Annotated in this window: 13 protein-coding genes; 4 read left to right on the top strand and 9 right to left on the bottom strand. The window is 62.0% G+C overall.

Translation table 11 applies throughout. The features are described from left to right. Positions 1–127: 127 nt before the first annotated feature. The 9 genes from ACW9UO_RS07065 to coxB form a co-directional block, all read right to left on the bottom strand. Positions 128–715: a GNAT family N-acetyltransferase gene (locus ACW9UO_RS07065; RefSeq protein ID WP_457088260.1), complete on the bottom strand. Its 588-nt coding sequence runs from the start codon at positions 713–715 to the stop codon at positions 128–130. Further along, the gene (locus ACW9UO_RS07070) at positions 715–1,977 is read right to left on the bottom strand and encodes a M16 family metallopeptidase (protein ID WP_457088261.1); all 1,263 of its coding nucleotides are present in this window, start codon (positions 1,975–1,977) and stop codon (positions 715–717) included. Before ACW9UO_RS07070 ends, ACW9UO_RS07065 begins: the two co-directional genes overlap by 1 nt. After that, positions 1,974–3,362 carry a threonine synthase gene (gene thrC / locus ACW9UO_RS07075; protein ID WP_457088262.1) on the bottom strand — a complete coding sequence of 463 codons (1,389 nt, stop codon included), beginning with the start codon at positions 3,360–3,362 and terminating at the stop codon, positions 1,974–1,976. Before thrC ends, ACW9UO_RS07070 begins: the two co-directional genes overlap by 4 nt. Positions 3,363–3,364: 2 nt before the next feature. Next, positions 3,365–4,042 carry an SURF1 family protein gene (locus ACW9UO_RS07080; RefSeq protein ID WP_457088263.1) on the bottom strand — a complete coding sequence of 226 codons (678 nt, stop codon included), beginning with the start codon at positions 4,040–4,042 and terminating at the stop codon, positions 3,365–3,367. 416 nt (positions 4,043–4,458) lie between these two features. Beyond that, positions 4,459–5,265, bottom strand: a complete 807-nt coding sequence (locus ACW9UO_RS07085) for a cytochrome c oxidase subunit 3 (RefSeq protein WP_457088264.1) — start codon at positions 5,263–5,265, stop codon at positions 4,459–4,461. Positions 5,266–5,292: 27 nt separating this feature from the next. Further along, positions 5,293–5,868 carry a cytochrome c oxidase assembly protein gene (locus tag ACW9UO_RS07090; protein ID WP_457088265.1) on the bottom strand — a complete coding sequence of 192 codons (576 nt, stop codon included), beginning with the start codon at positions 5,866–5,868 and terminating at the stop codon, positions 5,293–5,295. Further along, a complete protein-coding gene (locus tag ACW9UO_RS07095; protein WP_457088266.1) occupies positions 5,868–6,032 on the bottom strand; it encodes a cytochrome C oxidase assembly protein in 165 nt (54 codons plus the stop codon). The genes ACW9UO_RS07090 and ACW9UO_RS07095 overlap by 1 nt, the downstream gene beginning before the upstream one ends. Further along, positions 6,029–6,982 carry a heme o synthase gene (gene cyoE, locus ACW9UO_RS07100; protein ID WP_457088267.1) on the bottom strand — a complete coding sequence of 318 codons (954 nt, stop codon included), beginning with the start codon at positions 6,980–6,982 and terminating at the stop codon, positions 6,029–6,031. The genes ACW9UO_RS07095 and cyoE overlap by 4 nt, the downstream gene beginning before the upstream one ends. 50 nt (positions 6,983–7,032) lie before the next feature. Further along, complete coding sequence (coxB, locus tag ACW9UO_RS07105; RefSeq protein ID WP_457088617.1) at positions 7,033–7,896, bottom strand: cytochrome c oxidase subunit II; 864 nt, start codon at positions 7,894–7,896, stop codon at positions 7,033–7,035. Between the two features lie 196 nt (positions 7,897–8,092). On the opposite strand from coxB, the gene tldD reads away from it, so the two are divergent. The 4 genes from tldD (at position 8,093) to ACW9UO_RS07125 (ending at position 14,453) form a co-directional block, all read left to right on the top strand. Then, the gene (gene tldD / locus ACW9UO_RS07110) at positions 8,093–9,514 is read left to right on the top strand and encodes a metalloprotease TldD (protein ID WP_457088268.1); all 1,422 of its coding nucleotides are present in this window, start codon (positions 8,093–8,095) and stop codon (positions 9,512–9,514) included. Positions 9,515–9,638: 124 nt separating this feature from the next. After that, on the top strand, positions 9,639–10,781 hold the full coding sequence (gene dprA, locus ACW9UO_RS07115) for a DNA-processing protein DprA (RefSeq protein ID WP_457088269.1): 1,143 nt from the start codon (positions 9,639–9,641) through the stop codon (positions 10,779–10,781). Positions 10,782–11,009: 228 nt separating this feature from the next. Then, positions 11,010–13,748, top strand: coding sequence for a type I DNA topoisomerase (gene topA / locus ACW9UO_RS07120; protein WP_457088270.1), 2,739 nt, complete (start codon positions 11,010–11,012; stop codon positions 13,746–13,748). A 138-nt stretch (positions 13,749–13,886) separates the two neighbouring features. Then, positions 13,887–14,453 (top strand): L,D-transpeptidase, encoded by a 567-nt coding sequence (locus ACW9UO_RS07125; protein ID WP_457088271.1) that lies wholly within the window; start codon positions 13,887–13,889, stop codon positions 14,451–14,453. The last annotated feature ends 12 nt before the right edge of the window (positions 14,454–14,465 follow it).

Consider the following 14,465-nt stretch of genomic DNA (forward strand, 5'->3'; position numbering starts at 1 on the left):
AAGGGGGCGCTGCCCCCTCGGCCTTTGGCCTCACCCCCGAGGTATTTTTAAACAGAAGAAGCAGGGGGTGTGCTGGACGGCGGGCGTTGGTGCGCGGTTTGTATAGCACAGGAGGGCGTGCTGCAGCTCAGAGGCCGGCGTCGGTTTTGCCACGACGGTCCATGCGCAGGGCGGCGTAGAGGACGTGGGTGCGCCAGCGGCCGTTGATCTGGAGATAGCTTTGCGCGACGCCTTCGTATTTGAAGCCTGCGCTTTCCAGCAGCCCGCGCGAGGCGGCGTTTTCCGGCAGGCAGGCGGCTTCGATGCGGCTGAGGTCCATCTTGGTGAAGGCGTGGTGGACCAGCGCGAGGATCGCCTCTTGCATATAGCCTTGGCGCGCGTGCGGCGCCCCGACCCAATAGCCAAGCGTGCCCGATTGTGCCGGGCCACGGCGGATATTGTCGAGGGTAATTGCGCCGAGCAGCGCCTGGTCGGCCCGGCGGATCAGGAACAGCGGCATGGCGGTGCCATTGGTGATGGCGCGTTGGGACCAATAGACCCGGTTGGTAAAGCTCTTGCGGGTCAGGTGATCGGAGGCCCAGGACGGCTCCCATGGGATCAGGAAGCCGTGCGAGTCATCGCGCAGCGACGACCAGTCGCGATAATCCGAATGGATCGGCGCGCGCAGGGTCATCCGGTCGGTTTCCAGCCGTATCCTGCGCCGGGTGAGAAGCATCAGGCGGCGCGCCGCGCATTCAGCCTCGCCAGATCCGGTGCACCATCGACCGGGCCATAAAGCGCCATTGCCGCCGGGGCCGCCGCCGCGATGTGGCCACCGAAATCGCGCACTGCGCCGACGGTGACTGCATCAATCCGGGCAATCGTCTCGGACAGGGCGGGCACCCTGCCCCAGATCTGGATCATGCGGGCCAGCCGCTCGGCCCGGCTTGAGGGGCTTTCCAGACCCATCAAAAGACCGGCTTTCATCTGCGCCCGGGCGCGGGCCACTTCGGCCTCACTCATGTCATCGGCAGCGCGTTTCAGCTCGTCGATGGTCAGGCCGATCAATTCGGGCAATTGCTCGGCCGAGGTGCCGGCGTAGATCGTTGTCATGCCGGTGTCGGCATAGGCGCCAGCCTGGGCAAAGATGGTGTAACACAGCCCGCGATTTTCGCGGATCTCCTGAAACAGCCGCGAAGACATGCCGCCGCCAAGCGCCACCGAATGGATCTGTGCGGTGTAGATCGAATCGTCGCAGTAGCCGGGGCTTTCCAGCGCCAGCGCAAAATGCGCCTGTTCCAACGTCTTGATATGGCGCGCCTCGCCGCCGCCGAACTTGGCGGGGCTGTCGGCCTGGGCCTTGCGCGAGGCCAGATGGCCAAACAGCGTCTCGGCCTGTTTCACCAGCGTGGCATGATCTACCGCCCCTGCCGCCGACAGGATCATCTGTTCGGGCCCGTATTGCTCGGTCACAAACCGCCCCAAATCTTCGCGGCCAAAGGCCTGCACCCGCTCGGGCGGGCCAAGGATGGTGCGGCCCAGCGCCTGTTCGGGGTAAGACACCTCTTGCAGCCAGTCAAAGATCACATCGTCGGGCGTGTCATTGGCCTGGCCGATCTCCTGCAGGATCACCCCACGCTCGATCTCGATCTCTTTGGGATCAAACACCGGATTCAGCAGGATATCCGCAACCACATCCACCGCAAGCGGCACATCATTGCGCAGCACACGCGCGTAATAGGCCGTCACTTCGCGCGAGGTATAGGCGTTGATATAGCCGCCGACGTCTTCGATCGACTCGGCGATTTGCAGCGCGCTGCGGGTCTCGGTTCCCTTGAACGCCATGTGTTCGAGGAAATGCGCGATACCGTTCTGCTCGGGCCGTTCAGCGCGGCCACCCGCGCAGACCCAAATCCCAACCGAGGCTGATTCCAGCCCCGGCATATACTCTGTAACAACGCGGAACCCGTTGGCGAGCGTGTGCAATTCTACCGTCAAGAGGCGATCTTCTCCCGTATCAGGGTTTCCAGCGCGGCCAGATCATTTGGCACCCGCGTTACCCGTTCCGGACGCTCATACAGGTCTGCCATGCGTTGTGGAAGCCCCGGGCGCAGGCCCGACGCTTTTTCCACCGCATCGGGGAATTTCGCCGGATGCGCCGTGGCCAGGGTGATCATCGGCGTGGCCGGATCGCGCAGCTCTTGGGCCACCTTCACGCCAACGGCGGAATGCGGGCAGAGCAATTCGCCCATCGTGGCCTTTGCGCTCTTGATCGTGGCCAATGTGTCGTCTTCGCTGACGCGGCCGCTGTCGAAATGTTCGCGCAGACGTTCGAGCGCGCCTTGCGAGACGTTGAAGCCGCCCTGCCCAAGCTCGTCCATAAGCTGCCCGATGGCGTTGCCGTCGCGGTCATAGGCGTCAAACAGCGCGCGTTCGAAATTGCTGCTGACTTCGATGTCCATCGATGGGCTGATCGAGGCATGCACGGTGTCTTTGGCATAGGCGCCGGTGGCGAGGCAGCGGTGCAGAATGTCGTTCTGGTTGGTGGCCACCACCAGCCGGTCGATGGGCAGGCCCATGCGCTTGGCGATATAGCCGGCAAAGACATCGCCGAAGTTGCCGGTGGGGACGGTAAAGCTCACCTTGCGGTGCGGCGCGCCAAGCGACACGGCGGAGGAGAAGAAGTACACCACCTGCGCCAGCACCCGCGCCCAGTTGATGCTGTTGACGCCGGCAAGGCGGACTTCGTCGCGGAAGTCGAAGTGGTTGAACATGTCCTTCAGCTTGGCTTGGCAATCATCGAAATTGCCGTCCATCGCGAGGGCATGTACGTTGGATTCGGTCGGGGTGGTCATCTGGCGGCGCTGGACTTCACTGACGCGGCCATGCGGGTAGAGGATGAAGACATCGACGGCATCAAGGCCGCGGAACGCTTCGATCGCCGCGCTGCCAGTGTCGCCCGAGGTGGCGCCCACGATGGTGACACGCTCGCCCCGGCGCTTCAGCGCATCCTCGAACAGTTGGCCGATCAGCTGCATGGCGAAGTCTTTGAACGCCAGCGTCGGGCCGTGGAACAGCTCGAGCAGGAAATGGTTGGGCGCAAGTTGTACCAAGGGCGCACGGGCGGCGTGGCCAAAGCCGGCGTAGGCGCGGGCAATAATGTCGCTGAACTGCGCGTCGGTGAAGCTGTCGCCCACAAAGGGCCGCATCACGCGAAACGCGGTTTCCTCATAGCTGAGGCCGGCCAGCGCGGCGATATCGCCCCGGCTCATCTGCGGGATCTCGGCGGGCACATACAGGCCACCGTCACGGGCCAAACCGCTGAGCATGGCGTCTTCGAAGGTAAGTTCGGGGGCCTTCCCCCGGGTCGAGATGTATTTCATGCTCAGGCGTCCTTGGTCTGGCGTGCGCGCAGGATATAAAACCCGGTCATGCCCAGCCAGATGATGGCGAGGGAGAACCAGGTAATCGCGTATTTCAGGTGATCGTTGGAGATGGCGGAACTGTCGACCGGCAAGGGGCTGAGGCCCGGTGCGGGCGGGTCTTCGCTGCGGACAATCACCAGCAGCGGCTCGGTTTTCAGCGCTTTCGACATGTCGCTGACATCGCGGGCGAACCAGATGTTGCCCGCCTCGTCATTGGCCGGGGTCGAGGGGTTGCGGTCATCGGGCCAGTGCAGATTGCCGGTGATCTTGGTGGCGCCGGTGCGGCGGGGTTTGTCCTTTTCAGCGACGAGGATAAAGCCACGGTCGATCAGGATATGCCGGCCGGTGATGGTGAGGTAAGGCGCGATGACGCGGTAGCCGGCACCTTTGTGTTTCTGCGAGACGAGGACATGCAGCTCGGCGCTGCCGATCTGGCCGGAGAGTTCGACGGGCGCGTATTTGTCGCTTGCCACATCGGCCACATCGGGCAACGGGATCGGATCGGCGGCGATGCGGGTGTCGATGGCGGTGAGGATGTCGCGTTTCCACGCCAGCCGCTGCACCTGCCAGACACCGAGCGAGATCAGGATGCCGGTGCCGGTCAGACCGATGATCAAGGCAAAGAGGATGCGCCGCATGTGGCCCCGTGGATGAGATAAGGCGCACCCGGAGGCTCCGCGCGCGCGCCAGTGTTTTCCCTGTTTCCCAAGGGTGATGCAACCGCAAAGACGTGCTGAGCCGCGCAGCCGAAACAGAAACGGCCCAGCAAATCGGCGGGCCTTTCCCGACAAGAGCCGGGCCAGCGGCTGTCCGCGGGGTGCCGCTGCAACGGTTTTTGCATGGAGCTTTATGCCGGCCAAGTCCGAACGACCTTTGCCGTACCGCCAAGCATCAGTCAAAGCGGCAGCCCGTAGGGGCGGGCAGCCGCTGGCCCGGCGGGCTGCGCCCTTGATTCCGGGCTAAGGGATTGAGGGCTGGCGTAAATTTAGAGCCGTACAAACAGAAAACGCCCACCAGATGGCGGGCGTTTCCGAAATCAAATCGTGGTCTGGCCTCAGCCGCCCCAGATGTAGACTGCAGCAAAGAGGAAGAGCCACACCACGTCAACGAAGTGCCAGTACCAGGCGGCAGCCTCGAAGCCGATGTGCTTTTCAGGGGTGAAGTGACCCCGGAGCAAACGCAGCAGGCAGATGAACAGGAAGATCGTGCCGATCACAACGTGCGCGCCGTGGAAACCTGTCGCCATAAAGAAGTTGGCGCCATAGATGTTGCCCGAGAAACCAAAGGCGGCGTGGCTGTACTCATACGCCTGGAACACGGTGAAGATCACACCCAGACCGATGGCAATGATCAGGCCCCACTTGACGTCTTCGCGGTTGTCTTCGTGCACAAGCGCGTGGTGCGCCCATGTCGCGGCAGCCCCCGAGCACAGCAGGATCAGCGTGTTGATCAGCGGCAGGTGAAACGGATCAAACGTCTCGATGCCGACGGGCGGCCAAACGCCATCGATGGCGGGGCTCATACCGTTCGGATCCATCGGATAGATCGCGTGTTTGAAGAAGCTCCAGAACCATGCGGCGAAGAACATGACCTCGGACATGATGAACAGGATGAAGCCGTATTTCAGGCCGATCCGCACCACCGGGGTATGATCGCCAATGCGGCTTTCGGCCACAACTTCGGACCACCAGCCAAACATGACGTAAAGCACGCCAACCAGACCGATGAGGAACATCCACGGGCCGTAGTCGTGAAACAGAAGCACCGCGCCGAAGAGCATGACAAAACCCGCCGCTGCACCCAGCAACGGCCAGATCGAGGGGCTCAGAATGTGATAATCGTGGTTCTTTACATGGGCCATTTTTGTGTCTTCCCTCGTTCAAAAGGCTCAGTTCGTTTGGGTGGTCTCCGGGTCCGCCTCAAGCTGGGCAGTTGCCGGCATGTCAATTTCGTAAAACGTATAGGACAGCGTGATATGCTTGGTGTACTTGGCATCCCGGTCTTCGACAATGGCGGGATCGACGAAGAACGTCACCGGCATCTCGACCCGCTCGCCCGGCATCAGCACCTGTTCGGTGAAGCAGAAGCAATCAATCTTGGTGAAAAACCCGCCGGCGTCGAACGGTGCGACGTTATAGCTGGCCTGTCCGGCAATCGGGCGGTCGGTCGGGTTATACGCCTCGTAAAACGCCAAGCCGGTCTCGCCGATGCGGATGGTCATCTCCGGCTGAAGCGCGCGAAACTGCCAGGCCATTTCATGGTCAAGCGAGGCATCGAAGCGGATCTTGATGGTCTTGTCGAGGATCACGTCGCTGCCGGTTTCGGCCACGCCGGTCGCACCGCCAAAGCCTGTGACCCGGCAGAACCAGTCGTAAAACGGCACCGAGGCCCATGCCAGCGCGCCCATCAGCACGACAACAGACACCGTCTGGATCACCGTCTTTTTGGGGCCGGACATCGCCATTACTTGGTCCCCGACAGTTCGGCAGGGGCCTGAAAGCCTTGGCTCGTGACCTTTACATAGGTCAGGCCAAAGACGATCACGATCAGCGCGCCGAGCAGCAGGCCAACACCGATGTTGCGGCCCTTGCGGCGCTTGTGCATTTCATGTTCTGGCGCAAAGTTCACAGCAGGCCCCCCAAGGAAAGCGCATAGCCCGCGCGGTCTAATCCGGCTTCGGCCAGGATCGCACCGAAATGGGCAAAGAGATACAGCAGCGACAGCTTGAAGAACCGACGTTCGACCGCGAAATTATCCGCCTCGGCGTCGTCTTCGTTGCGCCGCCAGATGGCGAAGGCCCCCATGATGAACAGCGCGTTGAGCACCACGGCGACCAGCAGATAAATCGGCCCGCCTGCCCCGGTAAACGAGATTGCAACGGCCAGAGCGGCCAGCAGCAGCGTGTAGACCAGGATATGCGCACGGGTGGATTTGCGGCCGTGGGTCACGGTCAGCATCGGCACACCCGCCGTGTCGTAATCGCCGCGCATGAACAGCGCCAGCGCCCAGAAGTGCGGCGGAGTCCACATGAAGGTCAGGCAGAACATCAGAACCGATTCGACCGAGATGCCGCCAGTGGCCGCCGCCCAGCCGATCATCGGCGGAAAGGCCCCCGCCGCGCCACCGATCACGATGTTCTGCGGCGTCCAGCGCTTGAGCCACATGGTGTAGATCACGACGTAGAAGAAGATGGTAAAGGCCAGCAGACCCGCCGCCACCCAATTGGTTGCCAGCCCGAGCAGGAGCACGGCGAAACCGGACAGCGCCACGCCAAGGGCCAGCGCCTCTTGCGGGGCGACCTTACCGGCGGGGATGGGGCGGTTTGCGGTGCGTTTCATTACCGCGTCAATGTCAGCGTCCCACCACATGTTGAGCGCGCCCGAGGCACCGCCGCCAACTGCAATGAACAGGATTGCGCAGAACGCCACGAAGGGATGCACCGCGACAGGCGCGGCCAACAGGCCGACAAAGGCGGTAAACACCACCAGCGTCATCACACGCGGCTTGAGCAGGGCGAAATAATCGCCGAACTGGGCCTCGTACTCTTGGCTGGCGCTATGCAGGCTGGCGTCGGTCATTGTTGTCTCCGGGGTGCCGGGTGGGCCGGGCAATCGCCCGGCACCGGTGTTTATTTGGCCGAAGCCACGTCAAACGACTGCGGCAGGGTGGCGTATTCTTCGACTGCGCCAACAAGCCATTCGGCATAAGCCTCTTCGCTGACCACTTTCACGGTGATCGGCATATAGGCGTGATCTTTGCCGCAAAGCTCGGAACACTGGCCGAAGTAGATGCCTTCGCGATCTGCGTTGAACCACAGTTCGGCAATCCGGCCCGGCACGCCATCCTGTTTCACGCCAAAGGCGGGGATGGTCCAGGAGTGGATCACGTCAGCGCCGGTGATCTGCATCACGACGGTTTTGCCAACGGGCACAACCACGGCTGTGTCGGTTGCCAGCAGATAGAGATCATCGGTGTAACCCGCCTCGGCCAGACCATCACGGCCAAGCATGAAGCTGTCGAATGCGATGACGTTGGGCTCGACCGCGTCGGTGCCCGCATCCACGTATTCGTAACCCCAGTACCACTGGTAGCCGGTGGCCTTGATCACGATGTCGCCTTCGGGGATTTCCTGTTGCTTGAACAGAACCGGAAGCGAAAACGCACCAATCAGCACGAGGATCGCGATCGGGCCGATGGTCCATGCGACTTCGAGCGGCGTGTTGTGGGTAAAGCTGCGCGGCGTCGGGTTCGACTTGTGATTGAAGCGGATGAAGGCATAGACCATCAGCCCCGCGACAAAAATGCAGATGATGGTGATCAGCCACAAGAGCATCCCATCAAGCCACTGAAGATCGCGCGCCAATTCGGTGGCCGCAGGCTGGAAGCCAATGCCATTGGGCACCGGCTTGCCGATCACTTCGAGGTCCTGCGCCATGGCAGGCAGGGCGACAAGCGAGGCCGTGAGGCCGGTGAGCAGAGATTTAAGTTGCATCATATACACCCTGGTCGGTTCATGCTGTTCGTCTTCGGGGGGCAAACGCCTGCGGATCGCAGATACGAATCCATTGCCGCGCCGCCCATTGTAACGCAGGCGTTTAAAATCATATTCTGTGAGTGAGATAAAGCACAACGCCCGCGTCAAAGGGCCGCTTTTTTGGACATATAGCAAACTTTCCGAGGCAATCCCCATGACAGACACCGCGTTTCGCCCGTTTCAGAGCTCTCTCGACAAGGATCGCGCGCTTGCGTTGGTGCGCGAGGCCACCGCTGGGGCCGACGATGGCGAGCTGTTCCTTGAGCGGCGGCGCTCGGAAGTGCTGCATTTCGATGATGGCCGCGTGAAAACAGCCAGTTACGATGCCTCAGAGGGCTTTGGCCTGCGCGCCGTCAAGGGCGAGGTTGCGGGCTATGCCCATGCCACCGAGATCAGCGAAAGCGCCTTGAAACGCGCGGTTGAGACCGCGCGGCTGGCTGTGGGCGATGGTGGCGGCGTGATGGCACCGGGGCCGCAAGCCACCAACCAAAGTCTATATACCGATGTTGATCCCATCGCCGGAGCCAGTTTTCCGGTCAAGATCGAGACCCTGCGCGAGATTGATGCCTTTGCCCGCGACATGGATCGCCGCGTGGTGCAAGTCAGCGCGACCATCATGGCCTCGCATCAAGAGGTCGAGATCCTGCGCCCCGATGGGCTGCATGTGACCGATGTGCGTCCGATGACGCGGGTCAATGTCTCGGTGATCGTCGAAAAGGACGGACGGCGCGAGGCCGGCACAGCGGGCGGTGGCGGACGGATCGGTCTTGATGGTCTGCTCGATCCCGCCGATTGGCAGGGCAAGGCGCGCGAGGCTTTGCGCATCGCGTTGGTCAACCTCGAGGCCGAGCCTGCCCCGGCGGGCGTGATGGACATCGTGCTTGGCCCCGGCTGGCCCGGCATCCTGCTGCACGAGGCCATCGGCCACGGGCTCGAGGGCGATTTCAACCGCAAGGGCTCGTCGGCCTTTGCCGGGCTGATGGGGCAACAGGTGGCGGCGCGTGGCGTGACTGTGCTTGATGACGGCACCCTGCCCGACCGGCGCGGCTCTTTGACCGTTGATGACGAAGGCACGCCCTCGGGCCGCAATGTACTGATCGAGGACGGCGTCCTCACCGGCTTTATGCAGGACCGCCAGAACGCTCGGCTGATGGGCGTGGCCCCCACCGGCAATGGGCGGCGCGAGAGTTTTGCGCATATCCCAATGCCGCGGATGACCAACACATATATGCTCGGCGGTGATACAGAGCCGGGCGATATCGTTGCCGGGCTTGAGGATGGCATCTGGGCCGTGGGCTTTGGTGGCGGTCAGGTCGACATCACCAATGGCAAGTTCGTGTTCTCCTGCACCGAGGCCTACCGGGTCAAGAATGGCAAGGTCGGCGCGCCGGTCAAAGGGGCGACGCTGATCGGCGACGGGCCGTCGGCTTTGATGCGGATTCAGGCACTTGGCAACGATATGGCGCTTGATCCCGGCATGGGCAATTGCGGCAAGGCGGGCCAGTGGGTGCCGGTGGGCGTGGGCCAGCCGACAGTCCGGATTGGCGGGCTGACAGTGGGGGGCGCTGCGGCCTGATACGCTGGGGGTTTTGACAGGAAAATAACGAAAGGCGTGGGTTACGGAAGATTGGAACTGTTTGGTTTACCCCTTGTTAACCACCGATATTGTAATAATGATTCTGCAAGCAGGCGGAACCAGGATGACCAACACAGTTACTTCTTCCTCTCACCCCCTACTCCCACCCACCTCGGAAGATGACCGGTTGGACTGGCTCCGCCTCTTGCGATCCCGGCGCGTCGGGGTTTCTACGTTCTACCGTCTGATGGACGAACACGGCACAGCCCGTGCGGCCCTTGCGGCCCTACCCGAAATCGCCCGCGATGCGGGGATTGAGAAATATGCCCCCTGCTCGCGCGCTGATGCCGAGCGAGAATATCATCACGGCACCCGTCTTGGCGCCCGGCTGATATGTCATGCCACGCAAGACTACCCCTCAGATCTTGCAGACCTGCCTGATGCGCCGCCACTGTTTTGGGCGCGCGGTGATATCGCGTTGTTGCGCCGTCCGATGATCGCTTTGGTCGGGGCGCGAAATGCCTCGTCCCTTGGCACGCGGATGGCCCGCGCCTTGGCACGAGAGCTTGGCGAGGCCGGATATGTCGTGGTCTCTGGAATGGCGCGCGGCGTCGACACCGCCGCCCACCTTGCCACGTTGGAGACCGGGACCATCGCGGTGTTTGGCGGCGGCATCGATGTGATCTACCCAGTTGAAAACACCAAACTGGCCGAGGATATTTTTGCCAGCGGCCTGGCCGTGTCGGAGCATCCTCCGGGGCTGGCCCCGCAGGCGCGGCACTTTCCGGTGCGCAACCGTATCATCTCGGGCCTGTCACGCGGGGTGGTCGTGGTTGAGGCCGCCGCCCGGTCCGGCAGCCTGATCACCGCGCGCAATGCGCTCGATCAGGGGCGTGAGGTTCTGGCCGTGCCGGGCCATCCGTTTGATGCCCGCGCCAGCGGTTGCAACATGTTGATCCGCGATGGCGCGCGTTTGGTGCGCAATGCCAATGATGTGATCGAAGCCCTCGGCCCGACCGAGGCCGCACCACAACAGCCAGAACTGCCGCTTACTTCTGCGCCCACACCGACAAAGCGCGATCTGCGCAGCACAGCGACACTGCACACTCAGATTCTGTCGCGGCTTGGCCCCTCGCCGCTGGCCGAAGACCAATTGATCCGCGATCTTGATGGCGCATCGCGGGATGTGGCCGCACAATTGACCGATCTTGAACTGTCCGGCCAGATCACGCGCCACCCCGGCGGCCTGATCTCGCTCGCGTCCTGAGTTCGAGCAAAGCCAGGCCGTCCGGCCGGTTCAAATCGCAACCAGAGCCGAACGCCAGCCGATAAACACCGCTTTACCCCAGCCCAAACAATGCCAACCTGCTTTTGCCGCGACAAGCGCCACTGCGCCGCCGATGTCACACCGCGGATTTGCCTGCATTGACTTTTGGCCTCTCCCTCCCACATGTTCCGCCGCCAGAGTAGGCGCATCGAGTCGGAAGGAATTTTTATGCCAGTTGTCGTTGTCGAGTCCCCGGCTAAAGCCAAGACAATAAACAAATATCTTGGACCGGGCTACACCGTTCTGGCGTCTTATGGCCACGTTCGCGATCTCCCTCCCAAGGACGGATCGGTCGATACCGAGAACGAATTCGAGATGAAATGGGAGATTGGCACTGACAGTCGCAAACATGTCAAAGCCATCGCCGACGCCCTGAAAGACGACAACGCCCTGATCCTCGCGACTGACCCTGACCGCGAAGGCGAAGCGATTTCCTGGCACCTCGAAGAAGCCCTGCGCAAGCGTCGGGCGATCAAAAAGGACACGCCGGTCAGCCGCGTCGTGTTCAACGCGATCACCAAATCCGCCGTCACCGAGGCGATGAAAAACCCCCGTCAGGTCGATGCGCCGCTGGTCGAGGCCTACCTTGCCCGCCGCGCGCTCGATTACCTTGTCGGGTTCAATCTGTCGCCGGTGCTTTGGCGCAAACTGCCCGGTGCAAAATCGGCGGGCCGGGTGCAATCGGTGTGCCTGCGGCTGATCGTCGAGCGCGAAATGGAGATCGAAGCCTTCAACGCGCGCGAATTCTGGTCGGTTAAAGCCCTGTTCGCCACCCCGCGCGGCCAAGAATACGAAGCACGGCTGACGGTTCATGCCGGCAAAAAGCTCGACCGCTACGATCTTGAAAACGAAACCGCCGCCGAACTGGCGGTGCAGGCCGTCACCTCGCGCGATCTCTACGTCAAATCGGTCGAGGCCAAACCGGCGAGCCGCAACCCCTCGCCGCCCTTCATGACCTCGACCTTGCAACAGGAAGCCAGCCGCAAATTCGGCATGGGCGCGCGCCAGGCGATGAACGCCGCGCAACGCCTGTATGAGGCCGGGCACATCACGTATATGCGGACCGATGGCATCGACATGGCCCCCGAGGCCGTCACCGCCACCCGCGAGGCGATCAAAGATCGCTATGGCGCGGAGTTTGTGCCGCCCAGCCCGCGCATCTATAAAAACAAGGCGAAAAACGCGCAGGAAGCCCACGAATGTATCCGCCCGACGGATATGACCAAGGACGCGACCGCGCTGAAACTGCGCGAAACCGATCAGGCGCGGCTGTACGATCTGATCTGGAAACGCACGATGGCGTGCCAGATGGAAGGCGCGCGGCTCGAACGTACGGTTGTCGAAATCGCCAGCCGCGACGAACAGGTTGGTCTGCGCGCCAATGGGCAACGGATTGTTTTCGAAGGCTTCCTCAAGGTCTATGAAGAGGGCCGCGATGACGTCGCCGATGGCGATGACGACCGCATTCTGCCGCAGATCTTGGCGGATGAGCCCGCCAAGTTTGCCAAATCCGGGCTTGAGGCCGACTACATCAAAGCCGGTGACGGCGAGGCGCAGCTGATCGAGTCGCAAGGCATCCAGCGCAACGGCAAGGCGCTGCTGAGCGAAAACGCCGCGGTTCTGGGGCTGCAACACCACACCCAACCGCCGCCGCGCTATACCGAGGCGACGCTGGTCAAACGGATGGAAGAATTGGGCATCGGCCGCCCGTCAACCTATGCCAGCATCGTCACCACGATTCAGGAACGCGAATATGTCCGCAAGGACAAGAACCGCCTGTTCCCAGAGGACAAAGGCCGGATCGTCACGATCTTTTTGCTGAACTTCTTCCGCAAATATGTTGGCTATGAATTCACTGCCGAGCTGGAAGAAGAGCTTGATCTGGTCAGTGCGGGCCAGGCCGATTACAAGGCGCTGCTCGCCCGGTTCTGGCAGGATTTCCATGCCGCGATTGCCGAAACGTCGGATCTGCGGATTTCCGAAGTGCTGGATGTGCTGGATGCGGCGCTGTCCGATCAGCTGTATCCCGCGCGCGAAGACGGCACCGATCCACGGCTCTGCCCGAAGTGCGGCACCGGCAATCTGCACCTGAAATCTTCGCGCACCGGCGGGTTTGTCGGCTGTGGCAACTATCCCGAATGCACCTATACCCGTCCGATCGCGGGCGAAGGCGCGGATGGCGACGAACGGTTGCTGGGCGAGAATGAGGGCGACGAAATCTGGCTCAAGGCCGGGCGCTTTGGCCCCTACGTTCAGCGCGGCGAACCCACGCCCGAGAACAAGAAACCGCCGCGCGCCTCATTGCCGCGCGGCTGGGACAAAGACGATATCGACCTTGAAAAGGCGCTGACGCTGCTCAGCCTGCCACGGGTGATCGGCACCCATTCCGAGGGCGGCGATATCAAATCGAACTTTGGCCGCTTTGGCCCCTATATCATGCACCAGAAGCCGGATGACGAGAAACCGGTCTATGTGAACCTCAAGGATCCGGCGGACGTTTTCGACATGGGGATGAACCGCGCGGTCGAGCTTTTGGCAGACAAGCGCGCCAATCCGGGCCGTGGCCGGGGGGGCACCGCCGCCAAACCGCTGCGCGAGCTGGGCGAACACCCCGAAAGCGGGGGGCCGGTGAATGTGATGGAAGGCCGCTATGGGCCTTATGTGAAATGGGGCAAGGTCAACGCGACCCTGCCCAAAGGCACCGAACCGGCGGATGTGACCATGGAAATGGCCAGCAAGCTGATTGAGGAAAAGGCCTCGAAGGGCGGCAAGAAGAAAGCCGCACCCAAGAAGGCGGCGGCCAAAAAGGCTCCGGCAAAGAAGGCTCCGGCGAAGAAACCGGCAGCCAAGAAAGCCCCGGCTAAAAAGCCTGCGGCCAAGAAGGCCGAACCCGAAGCCGACGCGTAATCACCTGATCAGGCGGGGCCCCTGCCCCGCCTGTCGCATATTTGCACTCATATTCGCGTTCAAGAATATGTGAGTTTTAACCTGACGGAAAATGAGGGAAAGCTCGCGGCCAACGAAGTGCAAACGAAAGGCCACTCCATGAGCAAAACAGGTTTCACCCGCCGTCATTTCATCGCTGCCGCTGGTGCGGCGCTGCTGCTGCCTGCGGTCGCGCGCGCTGCGGAACCGGTGCGGGATTTCACACGCCACAATATCTCGGGCTTTGCCCATCAGACCTGGCGCGATCACTTCAGCGAACTCGGCAAAGGGGCCATCGTGTGTGACACGGTTTCGCGCGCTCTGCATTTCTGGGCGGGCGACGGCAATGACTATCGCGTCTACCCCACCTCGGTTCCGAAAACCGATGAGCTGACCAAACGCGGCTATACCAAGATCGTGCGCAAGAAGGTCGGCCCGTCGTGGACACCCACAGCCAGCCAGATGCAGCGTTTCCCCGATTGGCGCCCTGTCGCGGGCGGTGCGCCGGACAATCCGCTGGGCACACATGCGCTGTATTTTGACTGGCCCGCCTATCTGATCCACGGCACACATGACACGCGCAAGATTGGGCGGCGGTCTTCGGATGGCTGTATCGGGCTGTACAACGAAAAGATCGAAGAGCTGTTTGCGATTACGGAAATCGGCACACAGGTCCGTTTGATCTAGGCGCAAGGGGAC

It is taken from the genome of Marinovum sedimenti (genome assembly GCF_054052205.1).

Bases quoted from the DNA above. Each gene is read 5' to 3' on its own strand.
- ACW9UO_RS07065 (WP_457088260.1), bottom strand. From the start codon at position 715: ATGCTTCTCACCCGGCGCAGGATACGGCTGGAAACCGACCGGATGACC.
- thrC (WP_457088262.1), bottom strand. From the start codon at position 3,362: ATGAAATACATCTCGACCCGGGGGAAGGCCCCCGAACTTACCTTCGAA.
- ACW9UO_RS07080 (WP_457088263.1), bottom strand. From the start codon at position 4,042: ATGCGGCGCATCCTCTTTGCCTTGATCATCGGTCTGACCGGCACCGGC.
- ACW9UO_RS07085 (WP_457088264.1), bottom strand. From the start codon at position 5,265: ATGGCCCATGTAAAGAACCACGATTATCACATTCTGAGCCCCTCGATC.
- ACW9UO_RS07090 (WP_457088265.1), bottom strand. From the start codon at position 5,868: ATGGCGATGTCCGGCCCCAAAAAGACGGTGATCCAGACGGTGTCTGTT.
- cyoE (WP_457088267.1), bottom strand. From the start codon at position 6,982: ATGACCGACGCCAGCCTGCATAGCGCCAGCCAAGAGTACGAGGCCCAG.
- coxB (WP_457088617.1), bottom strand. From the start codon at position 7,896: ATGCAACTTAAATCTCTGCTCACCGGCCTCACGGCCTCGCTTGTCGCC.
- tldD (WP_457088268.1), top strand. From the start codon at position 8,093: ATGACAGACACCGCGTTTCGCCCGTTTCAGAGCTCTCTCGACAAGGAT.
- dprA (WP_457088269.1), top strand. From the start codon at position 9,639: ATGACCAACACAGTTACTTCTTCCTCTCACCCCCTACTCCCACCCACC.
- topA (WP_457088270.1), top strand. From the start codon at position 11,010: ATGCCAGTTGTCGTTGTCGAGTCCCCGGCTAAAGCCAAGACAATAAAC.
- ACW9UO_RS07125 (WP_457088271.1), top strand. From the start codon at position 13,887: ATGAGCAAAACAGGTTTCACCCGCCGTCATTTCATCGCTGCCGCTGGT.